The sequence below is a fragment of the Streptomyces sp. NPDC060232 genome, assembly GCF_042726555.1.
GTDB lineage: Bacteria > Actinomycetota > Actinomycetes > Streptomycetales > Streptomycetaceae > Streptomyces.
Genome location: NZ_JBHXAG010000032.1, coordinates 33,422 through 56,245 on the forward strand (window position 1 = coordinate 33,422; position 22,824 = coordinate 56,245).

The 22,824-nt window shown below is 68.7% G+C and carries 20 protein-coding genes and 1 pseudogene; 15 read left to right on the forward strand and 6 right to left on the reverse strand.

Features of this window, described 5'->3' with window-relative positions; all coding sequences use genetic code 11:
* The 3 genes from ACFWFZ_RS31345 to ACFWFZ_RS31355 all read left to right on the forward strand — a co-directional run.
* Positions 1-656 (forward strand): Ig-like domain repeat protein (locus ACFWFZ_RS31345; RefSeq protein WP_387126840.1); only part of this gene is annotated, 656 nt, incomplete at its 5' end.
* 213 nt (positions 657-869) lie between these two features.
* Entirely contained in the window at positions 870-1,028 is a 159-nt protein-coding gene (locus ACFWFZ_RS31350; RefSeq protein ID WP_387126842.1) for a hypothetical protein, read from the forward strand.
* Positions 1,029-1,067: 39 nt separating this feature from the next.
* Positions 1,068-1,355, forward strand: coding sequence for a hypothetical protein (locus ACFWFZ_RS31355; RefSeq protein WP_387126889.1), 288 nt, complete (start codon positions 1,068-1,070; stop codon positions 1,353-1,355).
* Positions 1,356-1,954: 599 nt separating this feature from the next.
* On the opposite strand, the gene ACFWFZ_RS31360 is transcribed toward ACFWFZ_RS31355, so the two are convergent.
* Positions 1,955-2,371, reverse strand: a complete 417-nt coding sequence (locus tag ACFWFZ_RS31360) for a hypothetical protein (protein WP_387126844.1) — start codon at positions 2,369-2,371, stop codon at positions 1,955-1,957.
* Positions 2,372-2,422: 51 nt separating this feature from the next.
* Positions 2,423-3,025: a hypothetical protein gene (locus ACFWFZ_RS31365; protein WP_387126891.1), complete on the reverse strand. Its 603-nt coding sequence runs from the start codon at positions 3,023-3,025 to the stop codon at positions 2,423-2,425.
* A 1,706-nt stretch (positions 3,026-4,731) separates the two neighbouring features.
* Here ACFWFZ_RS31365 and ACFWFZ_RS31370 point away from each other — a divergent pair.
* Positions 4,732-5,184, forward strand: a pseudogene (locus tag ACFWFZ_RS31370) (GNAT family N-acetyltransferase); the annotation flags it as partial.
* Positions 5,185-5,345: 161 nt separating this feature from the next.
* Here the strand turns inward: ACFWFZ_RS31370 and ACFWFZ_RS31375 are convergent.
* Positions 5,346-6,542, reverse strand: a complete 1,197-nt coding sequence (locus ACFWFZ_RS31375) for a ParB/RepB/Spo0J family partition protein (RefSeq protein ID WP_387126846.1) — start codon at positions 6,540-6,542, stop codon at positions 5,346-5,348.
* Positions 6,542-7,291 (reverse strand): ParA family protein, encoded by a 750-nt coding sequence (locus ACFWFZ_RS31380; protein WP_387126848.1) that lies wholly within the window; start codon positions 7,289-7,291, stop codon positions 6,542-6,544. Before ACFWFZ_RS31380 ends, ACFWFZ_RS31375 begins: the two co-directional genes overlap by 1 nt.
* A 1,358-nt stretch (positions 7,292-8,649) precedes the next feature.
* On the opposite strand from ACFWFZ_RS31380, the gene ACFWFZ_RS31385 reads away from it, so the two are divergent.
* The gene (locus ACFWFZ_RS31385) at positions 8,650-9,327 is read left to right on the forward strand and encodes a DUF4328 domain-containing protein (protein ID WP_387126850.1); all 678 of its coding nucleotides are present in this window, start codon (positions 8,650-8,652) and stop codon (positions 9,325-9,327) included.
* Positions 9,328-9,685: 358 nt separating this feature from the next.
* Here the strand turns inward: ACFWFZ_RS31385 and ACFWFZ_RS31390 are convergent, their stop codons facing one another.
* Complete coding sequence (locus ACFWFZ_RS31390; protein ID WP_387126852.1) at positions 9,686-10,099, reverse strand: zeta toxin family protein; 414 nt, start codon at positions 10,097-10,099, stop codon at positions 9,686-9,688.
* Here ACFWFZ_RS31390 and tap point away from each other — a divergent pair.
* The 7 genes from tap (at position 10,098) to ACFWFZ_RS31425 (ending at position 18,464) form a co-directional block, all read left to right on the forward strand.
* On the forward strand, positions 10,098-12,320 hold the full coding sequence (gene tap, locus ACFWFZ_RS31395; RefSeq protein ID WP_387126854.1) for a telomere-associated protein Tap: 2,223 nt from the start codon (positions 10,098-10,100) through the stop codon (positions 12,318-12,320). The two genes, ACFWFZ_RS31390 and tap, sit on opposite strands and share 2 nt — an antisense overlap.
* A 6-nt stretch (positions 12,321-12,326) precedes the next feature.
* Entirely contained in the window at positions 12,327-12,881 is a 555-nt protein-coding gene (gene tpg, locus ACFWFZ_RS31400) for a telomere-protecting terminal protein Tpg (RefSeq protein ID WP_387126856.1), read from the forward strand.
* An 885-nt stretch (positions 12,882-13,766) separates the two neighbouring features.
* On the forward strand, positions 13,767-14,300 hold the full coding sequence (locus ACFWFZ_RS31405) for a hypothetical protein (protein WP_387126858.1): 534 nt from the start codon (positions 13,767-13,769) through the stop codon (positions 14,298-14,300).
* 182 nt (positions 14,301-14,482) lie between these two features.
* Positions 14,483-16,000 carry a M48 family metalloprotease gene (locus tag ACFWFZ_RS31410; protein ID WP_387126860.1) on the forward strand — a complete coding sequence of 506 codons (1,518 nt, stop codon included), beginning with the start codon at positions 14,483-14,485 and terminating at the stop codon, positions 15,998-16,000.
* Between the two features lie 85 nt (positions 16,001-16,085).
* Positions 16,086-16,319 (forward strand): hypothetical protein, encoded by a 234-nt coding sequence (locus ACFWFZ_RS31415; protein WP_387126862.1) that lies wholly within the window; start codon positions 16,086-16,088, stop codon positions 16,317-16,319.
* Between the two features lie 104 nt (positions 16,320-16,423).
* A complete protein-coding gene (gene leuE, locus ACFWFZ_RS31420) occupies positions 16,424-17,089 on the forward strand; it encodes a leucine efflux protein LeuE (protein ID WP_387126864.1) in 666 nt (221 codons plus the stop codon).
* A 557-nt stretch (positions 17,090-17,646) separates the two neighbouring features.
* Positions 17,647-18,464, forward strand: a protein-coding gene (locus ACFWFZ_RS31425; RefSeq protein ID WP_387126866.1) for an IS5 family transposase whose coding sequence is annotated in 2 segments (ribosomal slippage) — positions 17,647-17,995 and positions 17,995-18,464 — 819 coding nt in all. Because the reading frame shifts where the segments join, the coding sequence is not laid out codon by codon here.
* A gap of 134 nt (positions 18,465-18,598) precedes the next feature.
* Here ACFWFZ_RS31425 and ACFWFZ_RS31430 read toward each other — a convergent pair.
* Complete coding sequence (locus tag ACFWFZ_RS31430; protein ID WP_387126868.1) at positions 18,599-18,913, reverse strand: hypothetical protein; 315 nt, start codon at positions 18,911-18,913, stop codon at positions 18,599-18,601.
* Positions 18,914-19,262: 349 nt separating this feature from the next.
* Here ACFWFZ_RS31430 and ACFWFZ_RS31435 point away from each other — a divergent pair, with 349 nt between their 5' ends.
* The 3 genes from ACFWFZ_RS31435 (at position 19,263) to ACFWFZ_RS31445 (ending at position 22,817) form a co-directional block, all read left to right on the forward strand.
* Complete coding sequence (locus ACFWFZ_RS31435) at positions 19,263-20,009, forward strand: helix-turn-helix domain-containing protein (protein ID WP_387126870.1); 747 nt, start codon at positions 19,263-19,265, stop codon at positions 20,007-20,009.
* 287 nt (positions 20,010-20,296) lie between these two features.
* Positions 20,297-20,851, forward strand: coding sequence for a hypothetical protein (locus tag ACFWFZ_RS31440; RefSeq protein ID WP_387126872.1), 555 nt, complete (start codon positions 20,297-20,299; stop codon positions 20,849-20,851).
* 490 nt (positions 20,852-21,341) lie between these two features.
* Entirely contained in the window at positions 21,342-22,817 is a 1,476-nt protein-coding gene (locus ACFWFZ_RS31445; RefSeq protein ID WP_387126874.1) for an alpha/beta fold hydrolase, read from the forward strand.
* Positions 22,818-22,824 lie beyond the last annotated feature (7 nt).

A 22,824-nucleotide genomic window follows, 5' to 3' on the forward strand; every position in this document is an offset into this window, starting at 1 on the left:
CCGTCATCGCCGCCACCACCACCTGCACCTGCATCGGTGTCGCCGCCACGGCAACCGTCACCGTCACAGCCCCGACCAAGTGTGTGGTCACCCTGTCATCCGCTCCGGCCGACCCGATCGCGGGCCAGCCGGTGACCCTCACCGCCACCGTCACCTGTGACGGTGCTCCCGTCCCAGGCGCCACCGTACTGTTCAGCACCACCGGCGGCCCGCTCGGCATCGGCGTCACCAACGCGTCCGGCCAGGCCACCGCCACCACCAGTGCGCTGCCCGTCGGCAGCACCGTCGTCACGGCCACCGTGCTGGCAGCCACCACCAGCTGCACCTGCGTCGGCGCTTCCGGGACCGGGACTGTAACCGTGAGCGGGGCGAAGGGGCTCACAGCACAACCTGCCTGCTACCGGCTCAACGTCCCCCCGCTGCCCTGGGCCTTCGCCACCGCCACCTTCAGCGCGAGTGGTGCGACTCCCGGAGCGACGGTCACCTTCCACCTGGACGGCCCCGCCGGCCCTGTGGTGTGCACCGCGGTCGCCGACGCGAGCGGCAATGCCAGCTGCACGGCCACCCTCACCATCGGGCAGGTGCTGTACTCCGGCTACACCGCGACCAGCGGGGGCGTCTCCTCGTCCAGCACCCTGTCCATCTGCTTCCCCTGAGGCTCGGCTCCGGCTCGCGCACCGCGGCCGCAGAGGTTGCGGGAGTTCACGTGAACCGGGCTTGCCGCAGATGAGTTGACAAGCGACTCGGAAGAGCGGTCGTCCCCCGTAGTGCAAGTACGGGGGACGACCGCTGGAGCACAAGGATAGGCGGGGCGGCAGGCCGACCGGCACGCCGCCCCTCACCGCAGTAAGTCACAGAAGGAGCGGAACATGGCCTGCAATTGCGGCGGGGGTGCCCGCCCGACTGTCGTCATCTACCAGCTGAACCTGCCCGACGGGACCGTGCGCCAATACCACACCCGGCAAGAGGCCGACGCGGCCAACCGACGCGCGGGCGGCCTCGGCACGATCCTCGTCATCAATCAGTAACGACCGTCCGGGTGTACTCACGGTGACGGGGTGGATCTCATGACCCTTGTGGAGTTTCTCCTTTCCCTTGGCGCGACGTGTCGCATCACCAGATTCCTCACCAAGGACACACTCGCGGCAGGGTTCCGCTCCTGGGTGGCCGGCCGTTTCGGCGACGATTCCCAACTCGCCAGCCTGGTCGGCTGCAGCTGGTGTTCGAGCATGTGGGTGGCTTCCGCCACGGCCTGGTCTGCCCACTGGGCGGGAGGGACCATCGGATTCGAGATCACCGCGACGGCGTTGTCCCTCTCCTACCTCGCCGGGTTGGCTTCCCGGTGGCTCGATTGAGTCCGCAGTGCTCCGTGCCCACGGTGGTCTCGGCGACCGGCGTGGGATCGGCCAGCACGACGTCGAGCGGGGTGCGCGACCCCCATGAGGTCGTGAACCGTACGCCCTCCCATGGATGCCCGGGGCGTGGCAGCGTCAGCCGCTCGGCCAGGTCGCGCGCCGCATCCGGCCGAAGCGGCGTACTGCGGCCGGTCGGCCGCAGCGCCCCGGTCTCGTCGAGGCGGCCCAGCGGGACTGTCTGCGGTCGTCGCACGGTACCGGTGATCGCGCCGGTGACGGTTTCGGTGGAGTCCCGGCGGCGGACCTTGCAGAGCGCACGGGCTCCGGCAGGTACACCGTCCGCTCCCCCGGAACCAGCCTTCGACCCGGGCCACCTGTGTCCAGGAGGTCAGCCACTCCCCCACCGTCGTCACGTCAGCCGTCTCCGAGCGGAGCGTCCAGGTGACCGAGGCGCTGGGCACCCGCCCGGCGCCCGGCGCGGCCGGCAGGCCCCCTCATGCGGGCAAGTGGCAGATATACTGGGGAAACCTTTTGTTACTCAGGCGAAGAGGGCCCCTCCACACGTGTGGAGGGGCCCTCTTGCTTTCTGTCCGTGCAGGTCAGGCGACCTGCAGCTTCGGCCGACCCGTGGGGGCGGGCGGCGTTTGGCGATAGGTGGGGAGCTTCAGGTTGGCCAGGTCGCCGGCCTGGATGCGAACGAGCGCGTCCCGGAACGAGGCTTCCATGGCTTCATGCGTCTCGTACTTCGCCGCGAGGGGGTGGATGCGGTACGAGTTGCCGTTCCGCTCCTCGCTGCGTGGGCGCAGCACGATGTTCAGGGCGCAGAGAGGCGCCATGAGTCCGCTGACGGCCTGGGGTGTGACCCCGTATTCCGTTGCCATGTCCCTCTGCCGGACCGGGAGCGCCCCACCGAACTCACTTCGGTAGAGCAGGTACTGGAGGAACTTGACGGCGGATCCGGACAGGGGCAGGGCCCAGATGCGCTCCGCGACGATCGGAGACATGACGTTAGCCATGGGGTTGCCTTCCTCGTGTTCGGTTGCCCAGCGTCGGGCCTGGCAGCGCTATCACCCGGTTCGTTTCCTTCCACGCATGCTCGTGTCGGCTCCGAAGTCGAGGTCGAGCTCTTCCTGGTGGACGCCTTCGGGCCCCACCGCGTAGGGGAAGGCGTCGAGACTGCGGTCATGCCGTTCAGCGATCTCGGCGAGGACCTCGTGTTGAGCGGCGCTGTTTCCGTGAAACCACAGGCGTACGTTGATCTGGATCCTGCCGTTGCCGGCCTTCTCCACCCAGTTGTAGCCGCAGAGTGCCTGGACTGCGCGGTTCACGGTGGACCGCGTGATCATTTTGCCGCCCTTCTGGGCGGCAACCTTGTTCAGTCCGTCGGTGATCTCCTGCTGTGTGTACTGCGCGATCCCGGTACCGGGCACCTGGCCGCCGGCTACGAACAGGAAGACGCACAGCTGGGACTTGGTGATGCTGTTGGCCACGGCAAGCTGGGCGAGGAGTTGGGTGAACCAGTTGCTCGCCAGGCTGTAGCCGGCGCCCCCCGCCATGTCGTGGACGCTCCGGGGATCCGCCGCGTACTCGAAGTGGACCCCCTTGAGCCGACGGCGGCCCCCCGGGTCGGCGGCCTGAGCCACCTTCTCACCAAGTTGCTGACCGAGCACGGCCAAGATGTCACCGAATTCGGCTTCGTTTCCTGCCGCTGTGGGGACGGGACGGGGCCCGCGCGTCCGACGACGGGCGGGCGGATCAGTTGTCACAGGACCTCCTTGTTACTCAGGCGGTCCGAGACTATCCAAAAATCAACGCCTGGTTGTCTTTTGGCGCGTCGGCGCGTCGCTCCGACCCTCAGGTACGGACGCAAGCCGCTGAGGGCCTGAAAAGTACACGCCCCGTGGACTCTTCAGGCGCCCTTGCGCCATAAGTCCACGGCTCCTTGATTTTGCGTGTCGAGATAGGGGCACACTTCCCTGCCGTACGGCGGGGATGGCCCGGCCTCCGCGGCCCGGACAGCAGCCCTCTGACCTGCAGCGATCCGAGCCGGCGGCGAGGATTTCAAAAGTAAAGCACTGCTTGACTTTTGGGCTGAATGTGCTCTCCAGGTTCACATTTCACGACCCCAAGTGTGTCGCCCACGACACACTTGGGGCTACGTTTGCGCAGGTCAGAGCCTCATCCGTGCCTCGGGCCTCTTCTATAAGAGCCACATGACGGCCTCTCACATGCCGTACCAGCTGGTTCTTTTGACACCCAGGCGACGACGCACTCCTGGTGCTCTTGGCGCCCCTGAGGTGCCGCGACTTGCCGACCAGCGTGGTACGGCCCCCGAACTCCGGACTGTTGCATCGATCGTTCAGGCACGGGCGCCCGGCCCGTAGGGAGGAACTTCACCCTGCGACCTCAGGATGACCCGCTCGAACCCGGTCCACCGAAAGCAAGCCACCACGCTCGGTGCGTCGCACTCTCAGGGCCGGTGGCCACCCGCACCACCTCCGGTCTCAGCCACGCTTCTCTATTCCGGGGCATACGGGCATGCAGTCGCCGATGATGCCTGTCCGCCCCGGCGGGGCACCGCAAGCCCGCCAGGGCTGAGGAGCTACCGACCCCGGCGGGGCCGTGACCGGCAGGGTCGGGTACGCCAAGAGCGGCCCTGCAGACAGTGCCCGCTGAACAGAAGGAGCTCCTACGAGCCCTCGGAGCAAGCGCCGCCAGCGGGAGTCGCGGCCGCAGCCTCCAGCAGGGACCAGCCGTCCAGCTCAATCGGCTGCCGCTCCCCCGGCAGCCAGCCCCGGCTCAGTGCCACATCAAGCAGGGCGCGGACGGCGCCAGGCTCATGAAGGTTCAGGTCCGCCCCTCGGATGAAGCCCACGTCTCCGGAGCCGATGAATCCTCCGCCCGGGATATACCGGCCGGGGCCCTCGGTGAAGGAAATACACAGCGGGCCACCGGTGCCAGCCGGCTGCGGGGACAGGGTGACGGTTTGGCGGCAGTCCACTGACCGGCCGGCGTCATCCTTTCGGTGGCTGTGGCGCATCGTCCACATGTACACGCGTCCGTTGGCGACGAGTCGGCGGGGCTTCTTCCCATTGCGAGGCATCCAGCCGAGAGTACGCGGCCTGATCCGAGCCCAGTCGAAGAGCCCGGTCAGGTTCACCGACGAGCCGGCTGCACCTCAGCTCGCGAGGCAGAACAGGTCGGGAGGCAGACCAGGCACCCAGTACGGCCGTCAGCGGATGGTCGACATCCTCGGGACCGAAGAGGTATGCCGGGCAGCACTGACACCCCGTAGGTTCACCGGGCTCCGTTCAGGTCCGAACGTCGCGAGAAAGTCGGATGCGGCCGTGCTGTATGTCGGCGAGCATGCGGCGCTGTGGAGATCAACAGTTTCGTCGTCCGGCGTGCGGTCGACTCCGATGCCGCGGCAGTGGCCGAGGTGTGGCTGCGTTCCTTCACGGCGGCGCTTCCGAGTGTGCGTCGCGCTCATACGGACGACCAGGTCCGATCCTGGTTCCGGGAGGTGGTCGTGCCCGGTCTGGAGACCTGGGTGGCGAGGGTCGACGGGTCGGTGGTCGGGATGATGGTGCTGGACGGCGAAGACCTGGACCAGCTCTATCTCGATCCGGCCTGGCAGGGCCGGGGTATTGGGGATCGTCTCGTGAAGGTGGCGCAGCAGCGTCGTCCGGCAGGTCTGGCGCTGTGGACGTTCCAGGTCAACGAGCCGGCACGTCGCTTCTATGAGCGGCACGGTTTCGTCGCCGCCGAGTGCACCGACGGTCACCGCAGCGAGGAGCGGGAGCCGGACATTCGATACCGGTGGCGGCCCGCCGCACGATCCGTTGCAGCTTCTGCCCCTTCTGCTCAGTCAGTCCGCGGACCCGGCCGGCTCTGCCATCGCGCCTCCCCGCATCGATCAGACGTGTCGTCACATCCAACCGATGCGGGGGCCGATCAGCACCACTCCGGTGATCGTTTCCGGTCAGAGCACTAGCGGAGGAGACCGTTGGCGACCTGCTGCAGGATGACGGCGAGCGAACGTCGATCCTCGACAGCCAGCGTGCCTCTCATGTCCTCGATAACCGCCTCAACCCCACTGCTGACATGGAAGTAGCGGAGGATGAAGTTGCTGCGCTCCGATGGCGAGAGACTGGAGATGGCCTCGTCCATGAGCGCCGCCCCGCTCTGCCACGGACCAGTAGGTTCCGCCTGGGTCATCGCGGGTTCCTGAGCGGCGGCCCGGGGGACAGGCACAGGGGTTTGGTGCACCGTGGCGTTGGAGGCCGGACGACGCCGCATTTCCTCCACTTCTGCGGAGACGGGTGCTGCCGGCGCGGCCACCTGACGTGCGTCCGGGGCGTTGCCGGCCGGGAGTGTTTTACGGCCGTAAAACTGATCGACCTCCGGCTCAGCCCCGGCGGTCACACCCACCAGAGGCTCGGGAACGACAGAGGCTTTGCCGGCCTTCTTGGCCGCCGACCGTTCGGCAGATGCCGCCGCCCGCTGCTTCTGCTCTTCCTGCCACCAGGCGAGCTGCTGCGGGCCGTCCCAGCCGTTGTCCCTCGCCAGCTTGCCCAGCGACCGTGCGGCGTCGAGCGGCATGGCCTTCTTCCGCACCAGTTCCTGGGCGCCGGGAGCGAGATGGGTGAGGAGAATGCGCTGGGTAACCCACCCGTCGACGCGCTCGAAATGCTGCGCCACGGCGCGGTTGGAGCCGAACTCCGAGACGAGAGCCTGGACTGCGTAGGCCTCTTCTATGGGGTTGAAGTTCTGCCGGTCAACGTTCTCGGAGACCACGGCATCCATGAACGTCTTACGGTCCAGGGCCAGGCCGTCGTCGACCACACAGTTCAGTGTGGGGTTGCCGGCGGCCGTGGCACCGCGGTACCGACGCTCGCCGGTGACGAGGACATAGTCGACGTCGCCAATAGACTGCGCGTGATCGGGCCACAGCTTCAGGTAGGCACTGCGGCTGACGGCCGGGCAGGCCTGGATCTGGCGACGGCGCAGGCTCTTACCGAGATCGATCAGCTCGTCTTCGGTGCCGAAGTCGATACGCGGGTTGACTCGGTTGGGCACCAGCCGCTTGAGGGGGACACGGAGCAGGCGGCCGTCCGCCCGGGTGTCGACGACCGGGGCGGCATCGTCGTCGCCGAAGAAGTCGTCGAACTGGTCGTGCTTCGCCATCACCGGCCTCCGGTGTACTTCTGGCGGCGGAGCTGGTGTTCCAGAGCCAGTGATACGAAGTCCTGCTTGGCCTTGGTGGCGATGTGGTTGGACTCGTACTGGGTGCAGAAACGCCCGTTGGTAATGCCGCGGGTGTGCGGCTTGTAGTGACGGACCGTGGCGTTGAACAGCTCCCAGCCCCTCCGCTGAGCAAGGCTGATCGTGCGGTCGCGGTCTGCCGTGCCGTCGCGGGGGTCCCAGTTGTTCACCACGACCCCGTAGGGGATCTGGCGGGGGATGAGGACGCGCTCCACGGTGACTCTGGTAGGGGTGAAAGCCGACCCCTCGGCTTCGAGGGGGACGATGACATCGTCGGCGACATCCAGAATCGCGCGGAGTGAGTCTCCGGTGGTGCCGTCACCGAGAGGATCGAGGGACTCGTCCTCGTCGTCTTCGGACTTCAGGGGCATGAACCCCGGGGTGTCGACGATGATGATGTCGGCCTTGGCACTGCGCAGGCGACGCAGCTTCTCGGGGCTGTGGCTGGCATCGACCACGCGGAAGGGGACGGTCCTGCCAGCCTTCCTGACCTTCTCGGCGTGTTCGATGCAAGTCCCCTGGGGGTCTATCGAGACGACCGCTACAGAGGGTCCGCCTGCAGACTCGGCGTCGCAGCCGAGGATGTCTGCGTAGACCGCGGCGAGGTTGACTGACAAGAGGGACTTGCCGACCCCGCCCTTACGGTTCAAGAGCACGGTGATGTAAGGCATGTACTGCTCTCCGACTACTTCCCGGAAACCCGGTACTTCGGATGGACGGAGACATCCTCTCAGACGATCGGAAGGTGTCCAGGAAGGCATGCAGAGCGCAGCGGTTTTACGGCCGTAAAACCGCCCGAGGCCGGACGGGCCCGGGAGCGCATGCGGCATCTCGGTCCGGTACCCGGGTGGCAGGCCGTCTCAGCCGCTCGGGACTGCCGGTGGACGCCAGGCGGTAGGCCCATCACGGCAACAGGTCCAGGAGTGCGGAGCCGGGGGAGTGTTTGCTGCTCTGCACTGCCGAGCGGTACTTCCGGCAACGCCTCCGGAGGTGCTGCCCGAGGAGGACCGAGGGAGGTTGAGCGTGCGCAGCGCGCGGGAGCGACCAGGTTGCTGGCCGGACCACCGTCATCGGGGTCCATCCTGACACCTGGACAGTGAGTACACGCCTACTGCTGCACGAGCAACGGCCGGCAGCAGGTTCCCGGGTGGGTGAGCACACCATCGGCACCAAGGGGGCAGGGGACGTTGAGCAGCAACCACAGTGCTTTCCGACCCACCGAGTTTTACGGCCGTAAAACGCTGCCGGGCTGAGGGCCCCACACGTGGAAGGGCGGACAGCCTACGTGCCCGCAGCCTCCTGTCAGGCTCTGGGCTCCGCTGGCCCCCTGACACGGGACAGGCCTCTCCGCTCGGCCATCGAGTGGAACCCTGATCGGACGGCCTTCGCTCCGGTGCCGGTCTTGAGAGTCGTCATCTCCGAGACGTCCGGGCCGCAGAATCTGTCGACAACCGACGCCGCGAGCGTGCACCGCGGGACCCGAGCAGTGGAGTGCCGACGCCGCCGAGGACGCGGTCACGGCGCCGGAGGTGCTCGCCGGGGCGCTGTCCGCGCTCGGCCCGGAGGCGGCCGGGCTTCGGAGATGACCGCGGGTGCCGTTGCTGCGCACCGCGATCGCGCCCGGCAGCCACCACACCGCCACAGCCACAGCACAGCGACAGCAGGAGGGCACCCGGCAACGGCGCTGCTGCTCCCTGGCGGAGGAGCGGTTCGCTGGGTCGACGGTGGGGTGACTCACGCGCACCCAACGTCACCCGATGCTTATGATGCATGCCGAGTGATCCGAGCCGGGCCACATCCGACTGCGGTGGGAGCGCCGTGTTCGAGCCGTTTGCTCGGATGCATCCCGGATGGGCCAACGTTTTTTCTACGACCTGCGCATGGGGTGTGGCACGACAGTGCTGACGTAGCTCCTGTGCGGCCCGCCCTGTTTGGGGCCCCATTTTTCAGTTCCGGGGGAGAGTCCTTCAGCATGTCCGTAGCCCCGGCCGGTCCGCCGGCCAACCCGACCCCGTACGCTCCGCGCGGCGTGGAAGACACACGTGTGCGCGTCCCCGTGGGCCGGGCGACCGTACTGGCCGTGCTGCTCTTGCTGTCCGCCGGACTGGCCGCAAACGCCGCGTACGCCGACTGGACCATGCACGCGCTCACGGAACGCCTCCTCGCCGACGCCGCCACGGTCACCGACGCCGAACTGGACGAGGGCCGCGGCTTCCATGTTGTGGCCGGCAAGATCCAGGGTTACGCCCTTCTCGCGACGGCCGCTGTCTTCATCGGCTGGTTTCACAAGATGCGCGTCAATGCCGAGGTCTTCGCGCCAGGCGCGGACAAGCGATCGCCCGACTGGGCGATCGCAGCCTGGTTCATACCGTTCGTCAATCTCTGGCTGCCGTACCGGATTGCCAGGGCCACATGGGGCTCAAGTACGGCTCACGGGCCTGACGGCGACTGCCGACGTCGCCCGTTGACCCTGGTCGCTTTCTGGTGGGGCGCCTTCGTCCTGGCACGCGTTCTGGGATGGGGCGGTGGACTGGCCCTGAGCTTCGCCCAGAGCCCCGCGGCCGCATCGCACGCGGTCGCGGCGATGCTGGCCGGTGACATCCTCGACATCGTCGCCGCCGTGCTCGCGGTGCTTTTCGTCCTCAGGCTCACCGCAATGCAGCGCGCCAAGGTCGCCTGTGGGCCGCATGTCGAAACTGACAGGTGACGGGCGCGTACCACTCGTCGTGGGACCGCATTGATACCTGGCTGCGCATGTACGCCCATGCCTCGTACGAGCTCCGTCCGACCGGATACCCGGGGCGGTGGAACGGCTCCGCGCTCCCGCGGAACTCGGGGATGCTGCCGGGGGAGCGGTAGTCGGCGCGGACCGCGGCGCCGGGCGTTGCGCGGCTGGGCGATGTGCCGGGCCGGTTCGGCGAGCGCTGCCGCCCGCTCGGTATCCCGCTGGACGGCCGGACGCCGGTCCTCGCAGTGCAGTTCGCGGTGCAGTGGCTGAACGGTCCGTGCGCGGTCGTCGCGGCGGAAGTACGGCGGCCTCCTGTGCGCTCCGGGGGCGGGAACGCTCACACACCACCGTCCGGACCGCCGCAGGCCGCCGGCGCTGGACATCGCCGTCCAACTCGCTGTCGTACAGGACGGTGATGTGGCCGGCCGGCTGCTCGGCTTCGATCGCCGCCGGCGGGCGTGACGAGCATCTGCCGGACGCAGGTGTCGTGGTTGCCCCACGACACGTACCGGCCGCCGCCAGTCACCGCCTCCGACAGGAAACGGCGCACGAGGCCGAGCTGGCTCCAGGCTTTAGACGCGGCCACTTTGGCCACCTCGATCCCGTGCCCGGCCTGCCGGCGCGCAGTCGATGAGACCTCGACGTCCGCGCCGCTCAACGCAACCTCCGCAATCATGTACGTATTTCGTACGCCTAACGTACGGTATTCGTCCGCTGTGGGGTAGGGTCGAGGAAGTAGGAGGTGCTGCATGTCCGAGTTGTTCGACGCGGTCGACGCACTGATCGCGTCCCGCGCCACGCTGCCGCCGCCGGTGGAACGCAAGCGGCTGCGTGCCGCGCACGGCCTGACGATCGACGAGGTGGCCACCGCGCTGAAGGTGCGCCGCGCCACGGTGTCCGGCTGGGAGTCCGGCAAGACCGAGCCCCGCCCGCCGGAGCGGGACGCGTACGCACGGCTGCTGAAGCAGCTCGCCGAGCTCTACCCCGCGCCCGAGCAGCCGGCCGCCCCGGTGCCCGCCGCGTTCAACGGCACGCCCGTTCCGGCCGAAGCGCCGACTCGCGCCACGGGCCCGGCCCCCGAAGCCGCGGCCATGGCTGTACACCAGAACACCCAGACCCCCGCCCCCGTCGCCGCTTCTCCGGCGGCCGCATCCCGTCCGGCGCCCGCCACCAGGCCGTCGGCGACGTCGCGCCGTCCGGGCGCGAAGAAGGCGGCCCCGGCCGGCACCCCGGCGGGCGGCACCGACCCGCGCTTCGAGAACGGCCCGCTCGCGGTCGTCGACGTCGACGACGACGGGCAGGTGCTGGCGTACTGCACCGGCGGCCTGGTCCTGGACGTGCCCGCCAAGTCCATCCCGGCCCTGGTCGACTGGACGCTCAAGGAAGCGAGGCTCGGGCAGCCGAAGCTGTCCGGGCCCGGCAAGGAGGCCGATCCGCTGCTCGTCCTCACCGCGGCCGCGCTGGAGCGCTACGGCCTGCCGGTGAAGCTCAGCGACGAGGAGCGGCTGGCCGGACGGCTGCCGGAGGGCCACAAGGTGGCCAAGCAGCTGGCCCGCGCGGAGTGGAAGCTCACCAAGCGGGGCTTCGGACCGTGGGCGCGCATCTACCGGCCTGCGCAGGGCTCGGAGCGCGCGTGCGTCCAGCTGTGCATCCCGTCCTGGGACGCGCTCGACACCCGCCACTGGAACGGCGCCGCCGAACTCCCGCCGGCGGAGCTGGCCCGGCTGCTGGGCACGTACGCGGCCCGGGTGATCACGCCGCGCGGCTCCACGGCTGTGACCGGCCTGGAGCTGATGACGGCCTTCCACCCGGCGACCCGCGCCTCCGCGCCCGACGCCGACGGCCGCCGGCACTCCGAGCACAACCCCGGGGGACTGGGCAAGGACCCGGTCGACTGCGCGCCGTGCGAGGCCCCCGACGGCCACCCGCTCCTCGCTGACCTGCCGCGCTTCCACCAGCGCACCCCGGCCGAGATGCTGATGGAGGAGGCGTACGACTGGGCGCGTCCCCTGACCGACGACGAGTGCATGCGCCGCAACCTGGTCGGCATCGACGTGAACATGGCCTTCGCCGCGGGCGCCAACGGCCTGCTCGTCGGTCTCGGTGCCCCGACGCACCTCAAGGCGCCGGCCTTCGACCCGAAGCTGCCCGGCTCCTGGCTCGTCGACCTGTCCCACGTCGACCTCTCCCGGGTGAAGTCCGGCAAGGACTGGGTGCAGCTGGACGGCGAGCTGCTGCCCAGTCCGTTCACTCCGAAGGGCACCCGCCCGGAGGGGCCGGCCTGGTACGCGACGCCGACGGTGGCGTACGCGGTGGAGCTCGGCTACGACGTCGCCCCGCTGGAGGCGTACGTCCGGTACGACAACGGCCGCTACCTGGACGCCTGGTACGGCCGGCTGCGCGACGCCTACCTGGCGACGATGGCCGACCTCGGCGTCGCCGCCGACCTGCCGCCGCAGGAGTTCCTCGCGGCGATGGACGGCTACCGGCGGCGTGACCCGGAGATGGCGATCGTCGTCTCAGCGATCAAGGCCACGGTCAAGGGCGGCATCGGCAAGCTCCGCGAACGGCCCCGCGGCGAGGGCTGGAAGCCGGGCCAGCCGTGGCGTGCCCTGTCCCGGCCGACCTGGCGCCCCGACATCCGCGCCGCCGTCATCTCCCGGACCCGGGTCAACATGCACCGCAAGATCCTCAAGCATGCTGCCTTCACCGGGCAGTACCCGGTCGCGATCCTCTCCGACTGTGCCGTCTACGCCGTCGACGGCACCAGCCCCCTCGACTTCCTGCCCTACCGAGAGGGCAAACCGCTGCCCGGCGGGTGGAAGCTCGGCGTGAACCCGGGCCTGGTCAAGCACGAAGGCACCCAGACCGTCCTGTGGGGCGAGGGCGTCCGCGAGCAGCACGGCGGCGACCTCAACCTCGCCCGGTACATCAAGGACGGCACCATCACCCACACCGACGGCGGGGAGTAGACCGCGATGGCACAGTTCGGGGACGGCCTCAACCAGGCGGTCCAGAAGGCGTTCACCCGCCCGATCCCGAAGTCGGCGGGCGCCCAGATGCGCTACCTGGTCAAGCAGTACAAGTCCACCAAGGCCGCCGCGGTGGCGCTCGGCATCACCCAGCGCACCGTCGAGCGGTACGTCAAGGACCAGATCAAGAAGCCGCGTCCCGAGCTGGCCGCCCGCATAGAGCGCGAGGTCAAGAAGCGGTGGCAGCCGCAGATCCGCGCCAAGGCCAAGAAGACGGCGGCCACCACCGGCGGCATCATGGTCGACACCCGGGCCCGCTTCGGCTACACCGCCGCCCCGGGCACCACCGACGACGGCCGGCTGCGCCACCTCACCGTGGCGCTGCCGCCCGAGTTCGCCGGCCGCCTCTTCGACGCCCAGGACGCCGGGGCCAGCGAGCAGCAGCTGCGCGACATCGCCGCAGAGGGCCTGCAGGAGATCTACTTCAAGGACCGCGGCCGCCGCGCCGGCGGCCTCCTGGTGGAGTTCACCGACATCGACCACATCGAGTTCGACCTGTAGGAGGCGCGCTCCGAATCGACAGCGAGCCCGGATGGGGACTGAGCGTTCCAGTACCAATGCCGTGTAGTTGGCGTTGGGCGGCCGGCGTCAAGGGGTGCGGGTGGCCTAACGCGACGAGCAGGCCGTGAGCGTGTGGCGGGAGGTGACCTGGGCGGAGTTAAGCGGAGGTGAAAGGGCTCGGGCGGCCTGCGGGGGCTATGTCTGATTCGAGGACGAAGCCGGCTTCACCCGACGGCCGCCCCGGGGCCTGGGGCGGCGCGGCATCACCGCGGTCGTGTCAGTGAGCGGACGCCGCTCGGGACGGCTGTCGGTAGCCGGGCTGATAGCGATGCGGCCCGGCCATCGAGGGTGGCCGCGACGGAGTGGACGAGTCTGCGCACGTCGAGTCCCTTCCGTCGATCCGCTCTCGGTGGCCTGGTCCGCCGGTTGGCGTGCCAGGGTGCGAGGCTGCCAAATGAACACGGCACGGGATGCGCTACGCAAGCGCTGTGCGTCGGATCCGGTCCTGGCTCAGGTACTGGTTCTGTGGTGCGTCCCGGTGTCCAGGGTCTACTGGCCCAGCCGATACACCTGCCCGGAATCGCCGACGCCCTCGACAACCACGACGGCCGGCTCCTGCGGGAAGGAGCGAACTGGCTTGCCATCAGGCACGAGGGCGATGTCACGGTAGGCACGATGTAGGTATGGCCGGAACGCTGCAGGAAGCCGCCCTCCGGGGTCCGCCCGGCGGCAACCGCAGACTCGCCGGATCGGGACCGCCACCTCGCGGATCACGCCCCCTCGTGCTTCTGCCCGGCCATCCCGGACATTGACAACTCGCAGTGTCATGGCGCCAGATGGAGCTCCCAGGGCGGCCGGCACGGACGGCGTCCTCCTGGAGCAGAGGTGTCCGTGTTGCGCCATCACCACGATCGTGAGCGGACCGCTCGGCTTGCCCGTTCGGCGGTGGCCGACATCGCGCCGGACGAGCTGGAGCTTTTCGACCAGACGGCCCAGGCGTTCTTCGCCCGGCCGGTTCCCCGCCGTGCGGTGACGCTTCAGGACCCTGCCGGTATGGGGTTGGAGTCCGTGGTGGGAGTGCTGTCAGGTGTGGCGTTGGCGGTGGCCACCTCCGTCCTCCAGCACATTGCCGTACAGACGGCGGACCGGACCAGGAGCGTATTCCGGTTAGGACGGAGGCGGGAGGCGGCCCCGTCCGCTCCGAACCCGGAACCGGTCTCCGTCACTCGCTTGGGCGAGCTGCGCGAGCTGGCCCGGAAACGGGGCATGGAACTGGGACTTTCCGCGGATCGCGCGGAGTTGCTCGCGGACGCCCTCGTCGGTGGCCTGGCGCTCAGCGCCCAGGACGGCGACGAGGAACGAGGCGGCGGGAACGGCGCCCTACCGGCAGGGTCCGCGGATCCCGGTACGGGAGAGTGAGTTCCGCGGCGGCCGGCGCACGGCCGACGCCCGCTGCCCCCTCTCCGTTCTCCCTTCCCTCCGGCACGACTTTCCGGTTCGCTCTCCTCATCATCGCCATCTCCGGAACGGTCTTCTCGGTCGGCCTCTTCTGGGTCCGGCCGTTCTTGGGAGACCGCGCGGTCGGAGTGGAGGCCGCGCGCGTGTGCATCGAGCAGTACGCCGGCGGGGCAGCCACAGGTGACGCCGAGGCCGCACGCCTCCTCGCCCAGTGCGGGGGCCTGTCGGACAGCGCCCTGCTGTGGATCCAGCTCGGCGTCCTAGGGCTCTTCTGGACCCTGGTGGCCTTCCTCTACTGGATCCTCCCCGGACGACGCATACGCCGCAGGGGCTACGGCCCACTCGACAACGGTTCGTTTCCGGGCTTACCCGAAGAGCTCGCCCGGCTGATGCGATCGGTCGGCGTCGACCAGCGGGTGAACCCGCTGGTGGATCTCCTCGACGGCAGAGTGAACGCCCTTTGCTTCGGCAGGGTGGGCAAGCGGTACGTCATGCTCAGCCGGGGTCTGATCACGCTGCGCCACTCCGATCCCGAAGCCTTCCGTGCGATCGTCCTCCACGAGCTGGCGCACCTGCGGAATCGCGACGTCGACATCGCCTACCTCACACTGATCGCCTCCTGGATGTTCAGCCGCTTGGTGGCGATCCCCGTCACCATCGCCTATCCGCTTGCCCTCTTCGACCCGTCAGCCGGGCCGGCCTCCTTCTACCTGGGCACCGCCGCGGGAACACTCCTCTTCGCACTGGCCGTGCCGCTGATCCGCAACGCGGTGTTGCGCAGCCGCGAGTTCCACGCGGATGCCCGCGCCGCCGCCTGGGAGACCCGGGGGACCGGACTCGCAGCTGTACTCTCCACGCAACGCGCGATCGACGCCCAAGCCGCGGATCCTCCTGTGGAGCTCCTGCGCCCGCACCCGTTGGCAGCCCGGCGCCTGGATGCCTTGAGTGATCCTGCTCGGCTCTTCTCCTTCGTCCCTTGGGAGGGATTCGCCCTGGGCCTGGTCTGCGCCGTCGCGCAGGGCCCGGTCACCGCCTTCACCAGCGGACTCCTGGGCCTCCCCGCGAGTCACCCGCTGGCCGCGCTGCCCGCCGCCCTGCCGCTGGCCGTCGGGGCCGCGTACGCACTCTGGCGCGCGGAGCTGGCCGAGTTCCTTTTCGGCCGGGCCGTCAGCAATGCCCATCGCGCAGCGGTCGCCACCGGGCTCGGCTTCGTGACCGGGACGGTCCTCAGGCCGACCAGCCTCGGGATGCCCCAGACGGGACCGTCGGCGCTTGCGGGCGCGTGGGTCACCTGGCTCGTTCTTCTGTTTCTCGGCAGCTACGTCTTCATCCGATGGCTCGCGTACACGGCGCGTGCCTGGGCACCCGTCGGAGCGGGCGGCAGGCTCCAGGGACTCCCCGTGGTCGGCGTGATCTGCTGCGCCCTCGTACCGCTCAGCTTCGGGCTTGGCCTGTCCTACGTGATCCGCCCCACCGACCTGGCACTCGCCTTCCCGGCGTCCTCCGATGCAGGTGGCCAAGGGACGGGCGCTTACGTGATGCGGGTACTGGCCGTTGCGCAGGACAAGGTCCCTCCGGCTTACGGAGTCCTCGCGACCGTAGCCCTCGCAATGGTGCCCCTGAGCGGGCGTATGACCACCCGTACCCGGATGCCCCGCTAGGGTCCCTCCGGCGGATCTTGTGACTGTCTGACGATGGATCGTTGTCCTGGTCGTGGGGCGGGGAGATCTGACCCATGACGAGTGGATGCGACTTGCGCCGCACCTGCCGAAGTCCCTGTGGCGCGCCGCGCTGGCCGTGCACCCATGCGCCGCCAGCGCTCCGGGAGAGCGGCCGGAGACGCTGGACCGCACCATCGCCGGGATCCGGCAGATGCTGGGCGAGGTGGAGCTCTCCTTGGTTGAGCTCTACCGGTTTATTACGTTGCCGAACAGTCCGGCATGGGCTCTGCTGGTTGGCCATGAGCGGCCGGACTCCTAAAAGGCAGCGCCGAGATCGACAGCTACCTGGCCGCGCTGGTAGCCCTGATCCCTCTGGGGCCGGCCGACCGCTGGGGCCCGGTGGGCGGAGAGGAAAGTGCTGGAATGCTGGGAGTGGAGAACCTGCTGACCTATGCCCTGGGCGCTCTGTTGATCATTCTGCTGCCCGGGCCGAGCTCCTTGTTCACACTGTCGGTCGCCGCACGGATCGGAGTCAGGGCCGGCTATCGCGCCGCGGCAGGGATGTTCCTGGGCGAGACCCTGCTCATGGTGGCGACGGCGGCCGGGCTCGCTTCGCTGCTGCAGACCAACGAACTGCTGTTCGCCATCGTGAAGTACGCCGGCGCCGGCTACCTGACCTGGATCGCGGTGGGCATGATCCGGGCGGCGTGGGCGATGTGGCGGCGACGCAGCGAGAAGACCGCGGAGGATGCGGAGGGCACGGAGCCCGCCTTGGACCCGTCGACGGGCGGGCGGTTGTTCCGACGCTCGTTGGTGATCACCGTCCTGAACCCGAAGGCCATCTTGTTCTTCATCTCGTTCTTCGTGCAGTTCGTCGACCCCGAGTACGCGTACCCAGGGCTGTCCTTCGCCCTGCTCGCATTCGTCTACCAGGTCATCAGCCTCACGTACGTGACCGCGTTGATCCTCGCCGGTACGTACCTCGCCGCACAGTTCCGCCGCCGCCGGAAGCTGTCAGCGGGCCTTACGACGGGGGCGGGAGCGCTCTTTCTCGGTTTCGCTGCGAAGTTGGCGGCCACGAGCAACTGAGCGTGGCGTCGGCCCACGCGCCCTGGCCGCTTTCCTCGGCGGCCGGGGCGCACTGGATGAAGGGGCCGCGCTCCTCCTTGCTGCCCGCCACCCTGGGGAGACCAGGCCCTTCGGACCGTACGGGCAGAGCCCCACGCGGTGAATCCCGGTCGTCAAGAGAGAAGCTGCCGTAGTGGTGCGGGAAGAGGACCGAGCCGCCTGACACGCACCGTGACCGGACTGAACCAAGATCCGAAAATATCGCTCCAAGAGGCCGGTTTGAGGGCTTTTGGCCGTGACTTGCCTTGAAGGGCTCTCAGCGGGTACTTCGAAGGCGCTGTCCGGTGGGGCGACAGGCGATACTCGCCCTGTGGACTGGTTGGAGCGAGCTCGGGCGGCGGAGCAGCTTCAGGATTGGGACGTGGCGATCGCGCTGGCAAGCGCCCACGCCGAGTGCTTCTCCGACGATCCGGACATGCACGACAACCACCTGTGGCACATGGATCTGCTGGTCCGAGCGGGACGGATTCCAGAACTTAGACGGTGTCCTATGTGGTGAGGCGGTCGTTGGGCCGTTCATGGGGCGGGGTACGTGGAGTTGGATTGTTCCGGACGGTTTGTGGGAGATCGCGGAGCCGCTGATCCCACCGTCGAAGGTGCGGCCACAGGGTGGCGGAACGCAGGACACGCCTGATGAGACGCTGTTCGCCGCGATCATCTACGTGCTGGTCAGCGGCTGCGCCTGGCGGTCGTTGCCGCCCTGCTTCGGGATATCGAAGTCGACCGCCCACCGTCGGTTCCTGATCTGGTCGAGGGCCGGAGTCTGGGGCCAGCTGCACGAGGAGATCCTGTACCGGCTCGACGACGCCAGCCTCCTTGACCTCTCCCGTGCGGTCCTCGACTCCGCCCACGTAAGGGCTAAAAAAGGGGCGAACTCACAGGTCCGAGCCCCGTGGACCGAGGCAAGCCGGGCTCCAAGATGCACGTCCTGTCGGACGCGAACGGACTGCCCCTCGTTGTCGGCGTTTCGGCCGCCAACACCCACGACAGCCAGGCGCTGAAGCCCATGGTGCTCGGTCACCAAACGAGACACGACCCCTACCGCGGCCGCCACTTCAAACCCCAGCGCCTACACGCCGACAAGGCCTACGACATACCTGAACTGCGGAAATGGCTACGGGGCAAGCGGATGGGCGTCCGCATCGCACGCAAAGGCATTGAGTCCAGCGAACGACTCGGGCGCCGCCGATGGGTGATCGAACGGACCATGTCCTGGCTCACCGGCTACCGCCGGCTCAACCACCGCTACGAGCGCCACCCCCGCAACTACCTGGCCTTTCTCGGCCTCGCTGCTGCCCTCTGCTGCTACAAGCGGCTCGTCCGCCTCACCACATAGGACACGGTCTTAGCGCACGATCTGACACCGATGTTCCTCAGACACCGGCTCCCGGCCTGTACCGGGAGCCGCCGTGCGTCCGGTCCGCGACCGGACGCACGGCGGTCAGCGCAGTGAGGAGCAGGAGCCGCGCCTCAGCACTCGTAGGCGTAGTCGGCGCGGCCGTTCGCGCCGTCCCAGTGGATCGTCGCCGTACGGCCCGCGTTGATCGGGATGCAGGTCGGGTCCCACGCCCAGTCGACGGACACGGTCGCCGTGATGCGCCAGCCGCAGGAGTTCTTGATGTGGGCCCAGCCGTAGCCCTGACTCGCGAGCGTGGCGCACCCGGACGTCGTGCCGGCCGGCCCCGACGCTGCTGCTGCGGGGGCGGCGGCGAGCCCGCTCAGCAGGAGCGCGCCGGCCGCGGCCAGGGCGGTCTTGCGGTGCGTGCGGAGTATCGGAGTGGTCATGCTTTTTTCCCCTCGTCCTCGTCCTCGTCCATGGCACGCGCTCCGGCCATCGGCGGGTCACGGCCTTGCCCGTCTCTTGGCCTGTCCTCGCCTTCACCGGCGGCGCGTCGTCGCTCCAGACTGCCGTGGGGTCCGGCCGCCCGTCTTGTACGAACGCGCACCTCGTTGCCGGGCTCGTCGGTTCGGGTTGTGCGCTGCCTGGGCAGGGGGGACGCGGGTGACGGGGGCCGATGAGGTGGGAAGTGTCGAGCGGCCTGCTCCGGCCTGTTTGCGCGGCCGGGTGGTGAAGTACCGGGGGTACCGGACCCCAGGGGGCGGGCCCGCCCGGCTCAACGTGCCGGCCGCCACCGTGACCCTGATACTCGGCTGGGGCGAGCCGGTGCACCTGCGTGCGGCAGGGACCAACGGGGCGCCGGGGAACGGTGTATGGCACTCGGTCCTGGTGGGGCTGCGGACCTCGGCCGTCCTGGGCGCCTACCCGGGGACCGGACATGCGATCGAGGTGGATTTCACACCGCTGGGCGCCTACGCGTGTCTCGGTGTGCCGCTCGCCGGGCTGTCCGAAACACAGGTCGCGGCCGAAGACGTGCTGGGCGTCCGGTGGACGTCGGTGCTGACGGAGCGTCTGGCCCTCGCCCCGGACTGGGGCACCCGCTGGACGATCCTGGACGAGGCACTGTGCCGGCGGCTGACGGCCGGTCCGTCACCGTCGCCGGTGGTCGCGGAGGCGTGGCACAGGCTGCGCGTACGTCACGGTGGGATGCACCTGCGGGACCTGGTCGCGGCGACCGGCCGCGGACGCAGGCGTCTGCAGGCGTTGTTCCGGGAGCAGATCGGGCTGCCGCCGCAGTCCGCGATCCGGGTGCTGCGCTTCCAGCGCGTCCTGACCATGCCGCCGGGCTCCTTTCGCTCGCTGGGCGAACTCTCCGCGGCCTGCGGCTACTACGATCAGGCGCATCTCAACCGCGATGTCCGTGCCCTGGCGGGCCTCACGCCCAGGGAACTGGGCGGGCTGTCGGAGCGGGCCCGGCGCGAGGGAGCCGGTGTCGTGGACGGCCGCCTGACGGGGCTGCCCACCCGGGACGGGCAGCCGTGACCAGGGGGCTGAGGAACATCGGTGTCAGATCGTGCGCTAAGCCTTCGTCGGCCCCTGGTGGGCGGCCGGCGGGCCGTCGGCAACGGGGCCGGTCTGAAGCGCTCCAGGAGAGCGTCATCTACCACCGGCCCCACAGGTACGTCCACCCGCAGCTGACGTACTGCGTCTACATCAACAACCTCTCCCCGACGCAGGACCGTGAGCTGAGGCAGGCAGTCGAGGAGCACCCCGCCTACATCGGCTACGCGGATTGCTCCGGCCGTAACACGCTGAAGCAGTATCTGGGCATGTCGCTGATGAACTCGGGCCTGCGTGTAGGCGACCAGATCCTCGACGGAGTCCTCCACGATGGCCGGAGCTTCGACGGCACGCCCAACGGGGCCGGCCTGCCCTACAAGGAGAACGGCTTCACACCGACCGCGATCCGCGAGTATCTGTTCCTGCCGTTCCTCGGCTACCGCATCAACAGCCACCTCACCGGCAGGAACGCGGAAGACGCGTACGCCGCGCTGACGACGCTCTCACCCGACGCGTATCTGGTGGAAAGCCCGGCGATCTGGATGACCGCCAACCGGTACGAATACCTCCACGATGCTGGCAAGCACCTCGTCTCCCTCCAACGGGCCGGCCTGGATCACCTCGATCGCCCCGGGCTGGAGGCCGTCGTCAGCGGGCTGGTTGCGCAGGGCCACATCTATAATCTGCGCCTCAACGAGTACGGCGCGCTCCTGTACACCTCCATCGTCGAGGTCGACACGGGAGGCGGCGACTACAAGACCTTCACCGTCGGCCTGAAATTCAACCCCGAGGACAAGCGCGTCGAGCTGACCACCTTCTTCTGAGTCGCCTCGGCCCCGGCCCCGGCAGAACCGCGTCGGCAGCGCCGCTGCCCGCCGCGACGCCCGCGCCCTGTCCCGGATGCGGCACTCGCACGCCTGGCTGTGGTGACGATGCCGGGCATCGTCCACCGAGTGAACCGCACAATGTTCTGCATCCAGTGCACGATGCCCGGCATCGGATGCTGTGCATCGAGTGGGCTCCACCCGGTGGGCTCCACTCCGGTGCGCACCCGCTGACGGTGGGTCCACTCTCGTGCGCACGGCAATGTTCCGCACCGCATCGGGTGCGTGCGCACCATTCGACCAGCTGCACTCCGCCCTACTTGACCGTGGGGGGTGCAGCAGGTCTGCCCCCTGCGGGTCCTCGGCAGCGGGTGGCCAACTGGAGGTTGTTGAGCGCCTCCGGCATCGCGAACTCCCTGCGAGAGGGCCGAAGATCTCCGTACGATGCGTGCGCATGTTGTTGCACCGCGCCTCGGTTCAAGGAGGAGACTTGCGTCAGGCCGCCGTCGTCTTCGTACACGGTCTCTTCTCGTCGCCGACCACATGGACGCCCCTCCAGCAGGAGATGTCGGAGATTGCTGCGGTGTCCGACGAGTACGACTTTCTGTTCTTCGAGTACGCGACACGACCCGTGACGTGGAACCCCCTGCGGCGGATGCCGGATCTCGACACGATCGCGGAAAGCCTGCGCGGATTCATCGGGGACCTCACAGCCGGGTACGAGAGGGTCGCCCTCGTCACGCACAGTCAGGGCGGGTTAGTCGCTCAGCGGTACTTGTCCCGCATGTTGCTGGCGGGCCGGGGGAGGGAACTCGCCAAGATCCGGCGACTGGTGATGTTCGCCTGCCCGAACAACGGGTCCGACCTGTTCCTGTTGGCTCGCAGGGGACTGATCCCGATGACCAGGAACAGCCAGGAGCGAGAGCTTAAGCCACTTCAGACCTCGGTGCTCGAAACCCAACGCAGGGTGATCGACGGAATCGTTCGGGCCCCGGAACTCGCGCACGACAGCTGTCCGATTCCGATCGTGGCCTACGCGGGCGAGAGCGACAACGTGGTGGTCCCCTCCTCCGCCGCGGGATTCTTCCCCGAGACGGGGGTGCTGCCTGGCGATCACTTCTCGGTCATCAAGCCGAGCGGTCCGGACAGCCGGATCGTCCACGCGGTGCGCAAGGAACTCGCCCGGGCGCTGGCTGAGCCGTTCCCAGCCGAGCCACAGCCCGAGGCCGACATTCCACACCGTCGCAAGCCAACCCACTTTGCCGCTGACGTCCTCACGGAGCTGGAGGTGGCTGGCCCGATCGATGTGCCGACTGGTGGAATCGGTGGGCACCCGATCCCGTTCTACCTCCATGGCGGGCCGGTGGAGCAACTTAGGAACGTGGACATCGTCGTGTCTTCGGAGAACACCTATCTCCAGATGTCACAGTTCTTCAAGCCATCGACTTCCGGCAGTCTCCGTCGGGCTGCTGCGGAAAAGAGCGGCGGGGGCCAGATCCTGGAAGACGTGGCTGGCGATCATCTCGCGACCTGGCTCCGCACCCACGGCAGCTACGGCCTTCCCGTGCCTGGCGGCACCGTCGCTCCGACTCCCGCAGGCGCGCTCTCGAGGCGAAACGTACAGCGCATCTACCATGCGGCCATCGCCGCCCCTGTGTCGGGCACGAACAACTACGCAGTCGACCCCCAGTCCATACCCAGGGCTGTCCACAACACCTTCGACCTGGCCCGCCAAGAACGTGAGGAGGGCCTCGCTCTCTCCTCCATCTGCTTCCCGCTCTTCGGGGCGGGGCGAGGCGGGATGAGCGTCTCGGAAAGCTTTGAATTGATCTGGGAGCCTCTGATGAGCGAGCTGGCCGAAGACCCCACCTGGAGCATCCACTTCACCACCCGTCGAAAGACGATCTTCGACCTTCTCCACGAGCGGCTTCACGTCAAACAGCGAGCTAACGGCCGGACCACCTAGGGAGGAC

Excerpts from the sequence above, each read along its gene's own strand:
- ACFWFZ_RS31380 (WP_387126848.1), bottom strand. The coding sequence starts at position 7,291 with ATGCCTTACATCACCGTGCTCTTGAACCGTAAGGGCGGGGTCGGCAAG.
- ACFWFZ_RS31355 (WP_387126889.1), top strand. The coding sequence starts at position 1,068 with ATGACCCTTGTGGAGTTTCTCCTTTCCCTTGGCGCGACGTGTCGCATC.
- ACFWFZ_RS31360 (WP_387126844.1), bottom strand. The coding sequence starts at position 2,371 with ATGGCTAACGTCATGTCTCCGATCGTCGCGGAGCGCATCTGGGCCCTG.
- ACFWFZ_RS31440 (WP_387126872.1), top strand. The coding sequence starts at position 20,297 with ATGTCGCTGATGAACTCGGGCCTGCGTGTAGGCGACCAGATCCTCGAC.
- tpg (WP_387126856.1), top strand. The coding sequence starts at position 12,327 with ATGGCACAGTTCGGGGACGGCCTCAACCAGGCGGTCCAGAAGGCGTTC.
- ACFWFZ_RS31375 (WP_387126846.1), bottom strand. The coding sequence starts at position 6,542 with ATGGCGAAGCACGACCAGTTCGACGACTTCTTCGGCGACGACGATGCC.
- ACFWFZ_RS31350 (WP_387126842.1), top strand. The coding sequence starts at position 870 with ATGGCCTGCAATTGCGGCGGGGGTGCCCGCCCGACTGTCGTCATCTAC.
- ACFWFZ_RS31415 (WP_387126862.1), top strand. The coding sequence starts at position 16,086 with ATGCGACTTGCGCCGCACCTGCCGAAGTCCCTGTGGCGCGCCGCGCTG.
- ACFWFZ_RS31390 (WP_387126852.1), bottom strand. The coding sequence starts at position 10,099 with ATGCAGCACCTCCTACTTCCTCGACCCTACCCCACAGCGGACGAATAC.
- leuE (WP_387126864.1), top strand. The coding sequence starts at position 16,424 with ATGCTGGGAGTGGAGAACCTGCTGACCTATGCCCTGGGCGCTCTGTTG.
- tap (WP_387126854.1), top strand. The coding sequence starts at position 10,098 with ATGTCCGAGTTGTTCGACGCGGTCGACGCACTGATCGCGTCCCGCGCC.
- ACFWFZ_RS31430 (WP_387126868.1), bottom strand. The coding sequence starts at position 18,913 with ATGACCACTCCGATACTCCGCACGCACCGCAAGACCGCCCTGGCCGCG.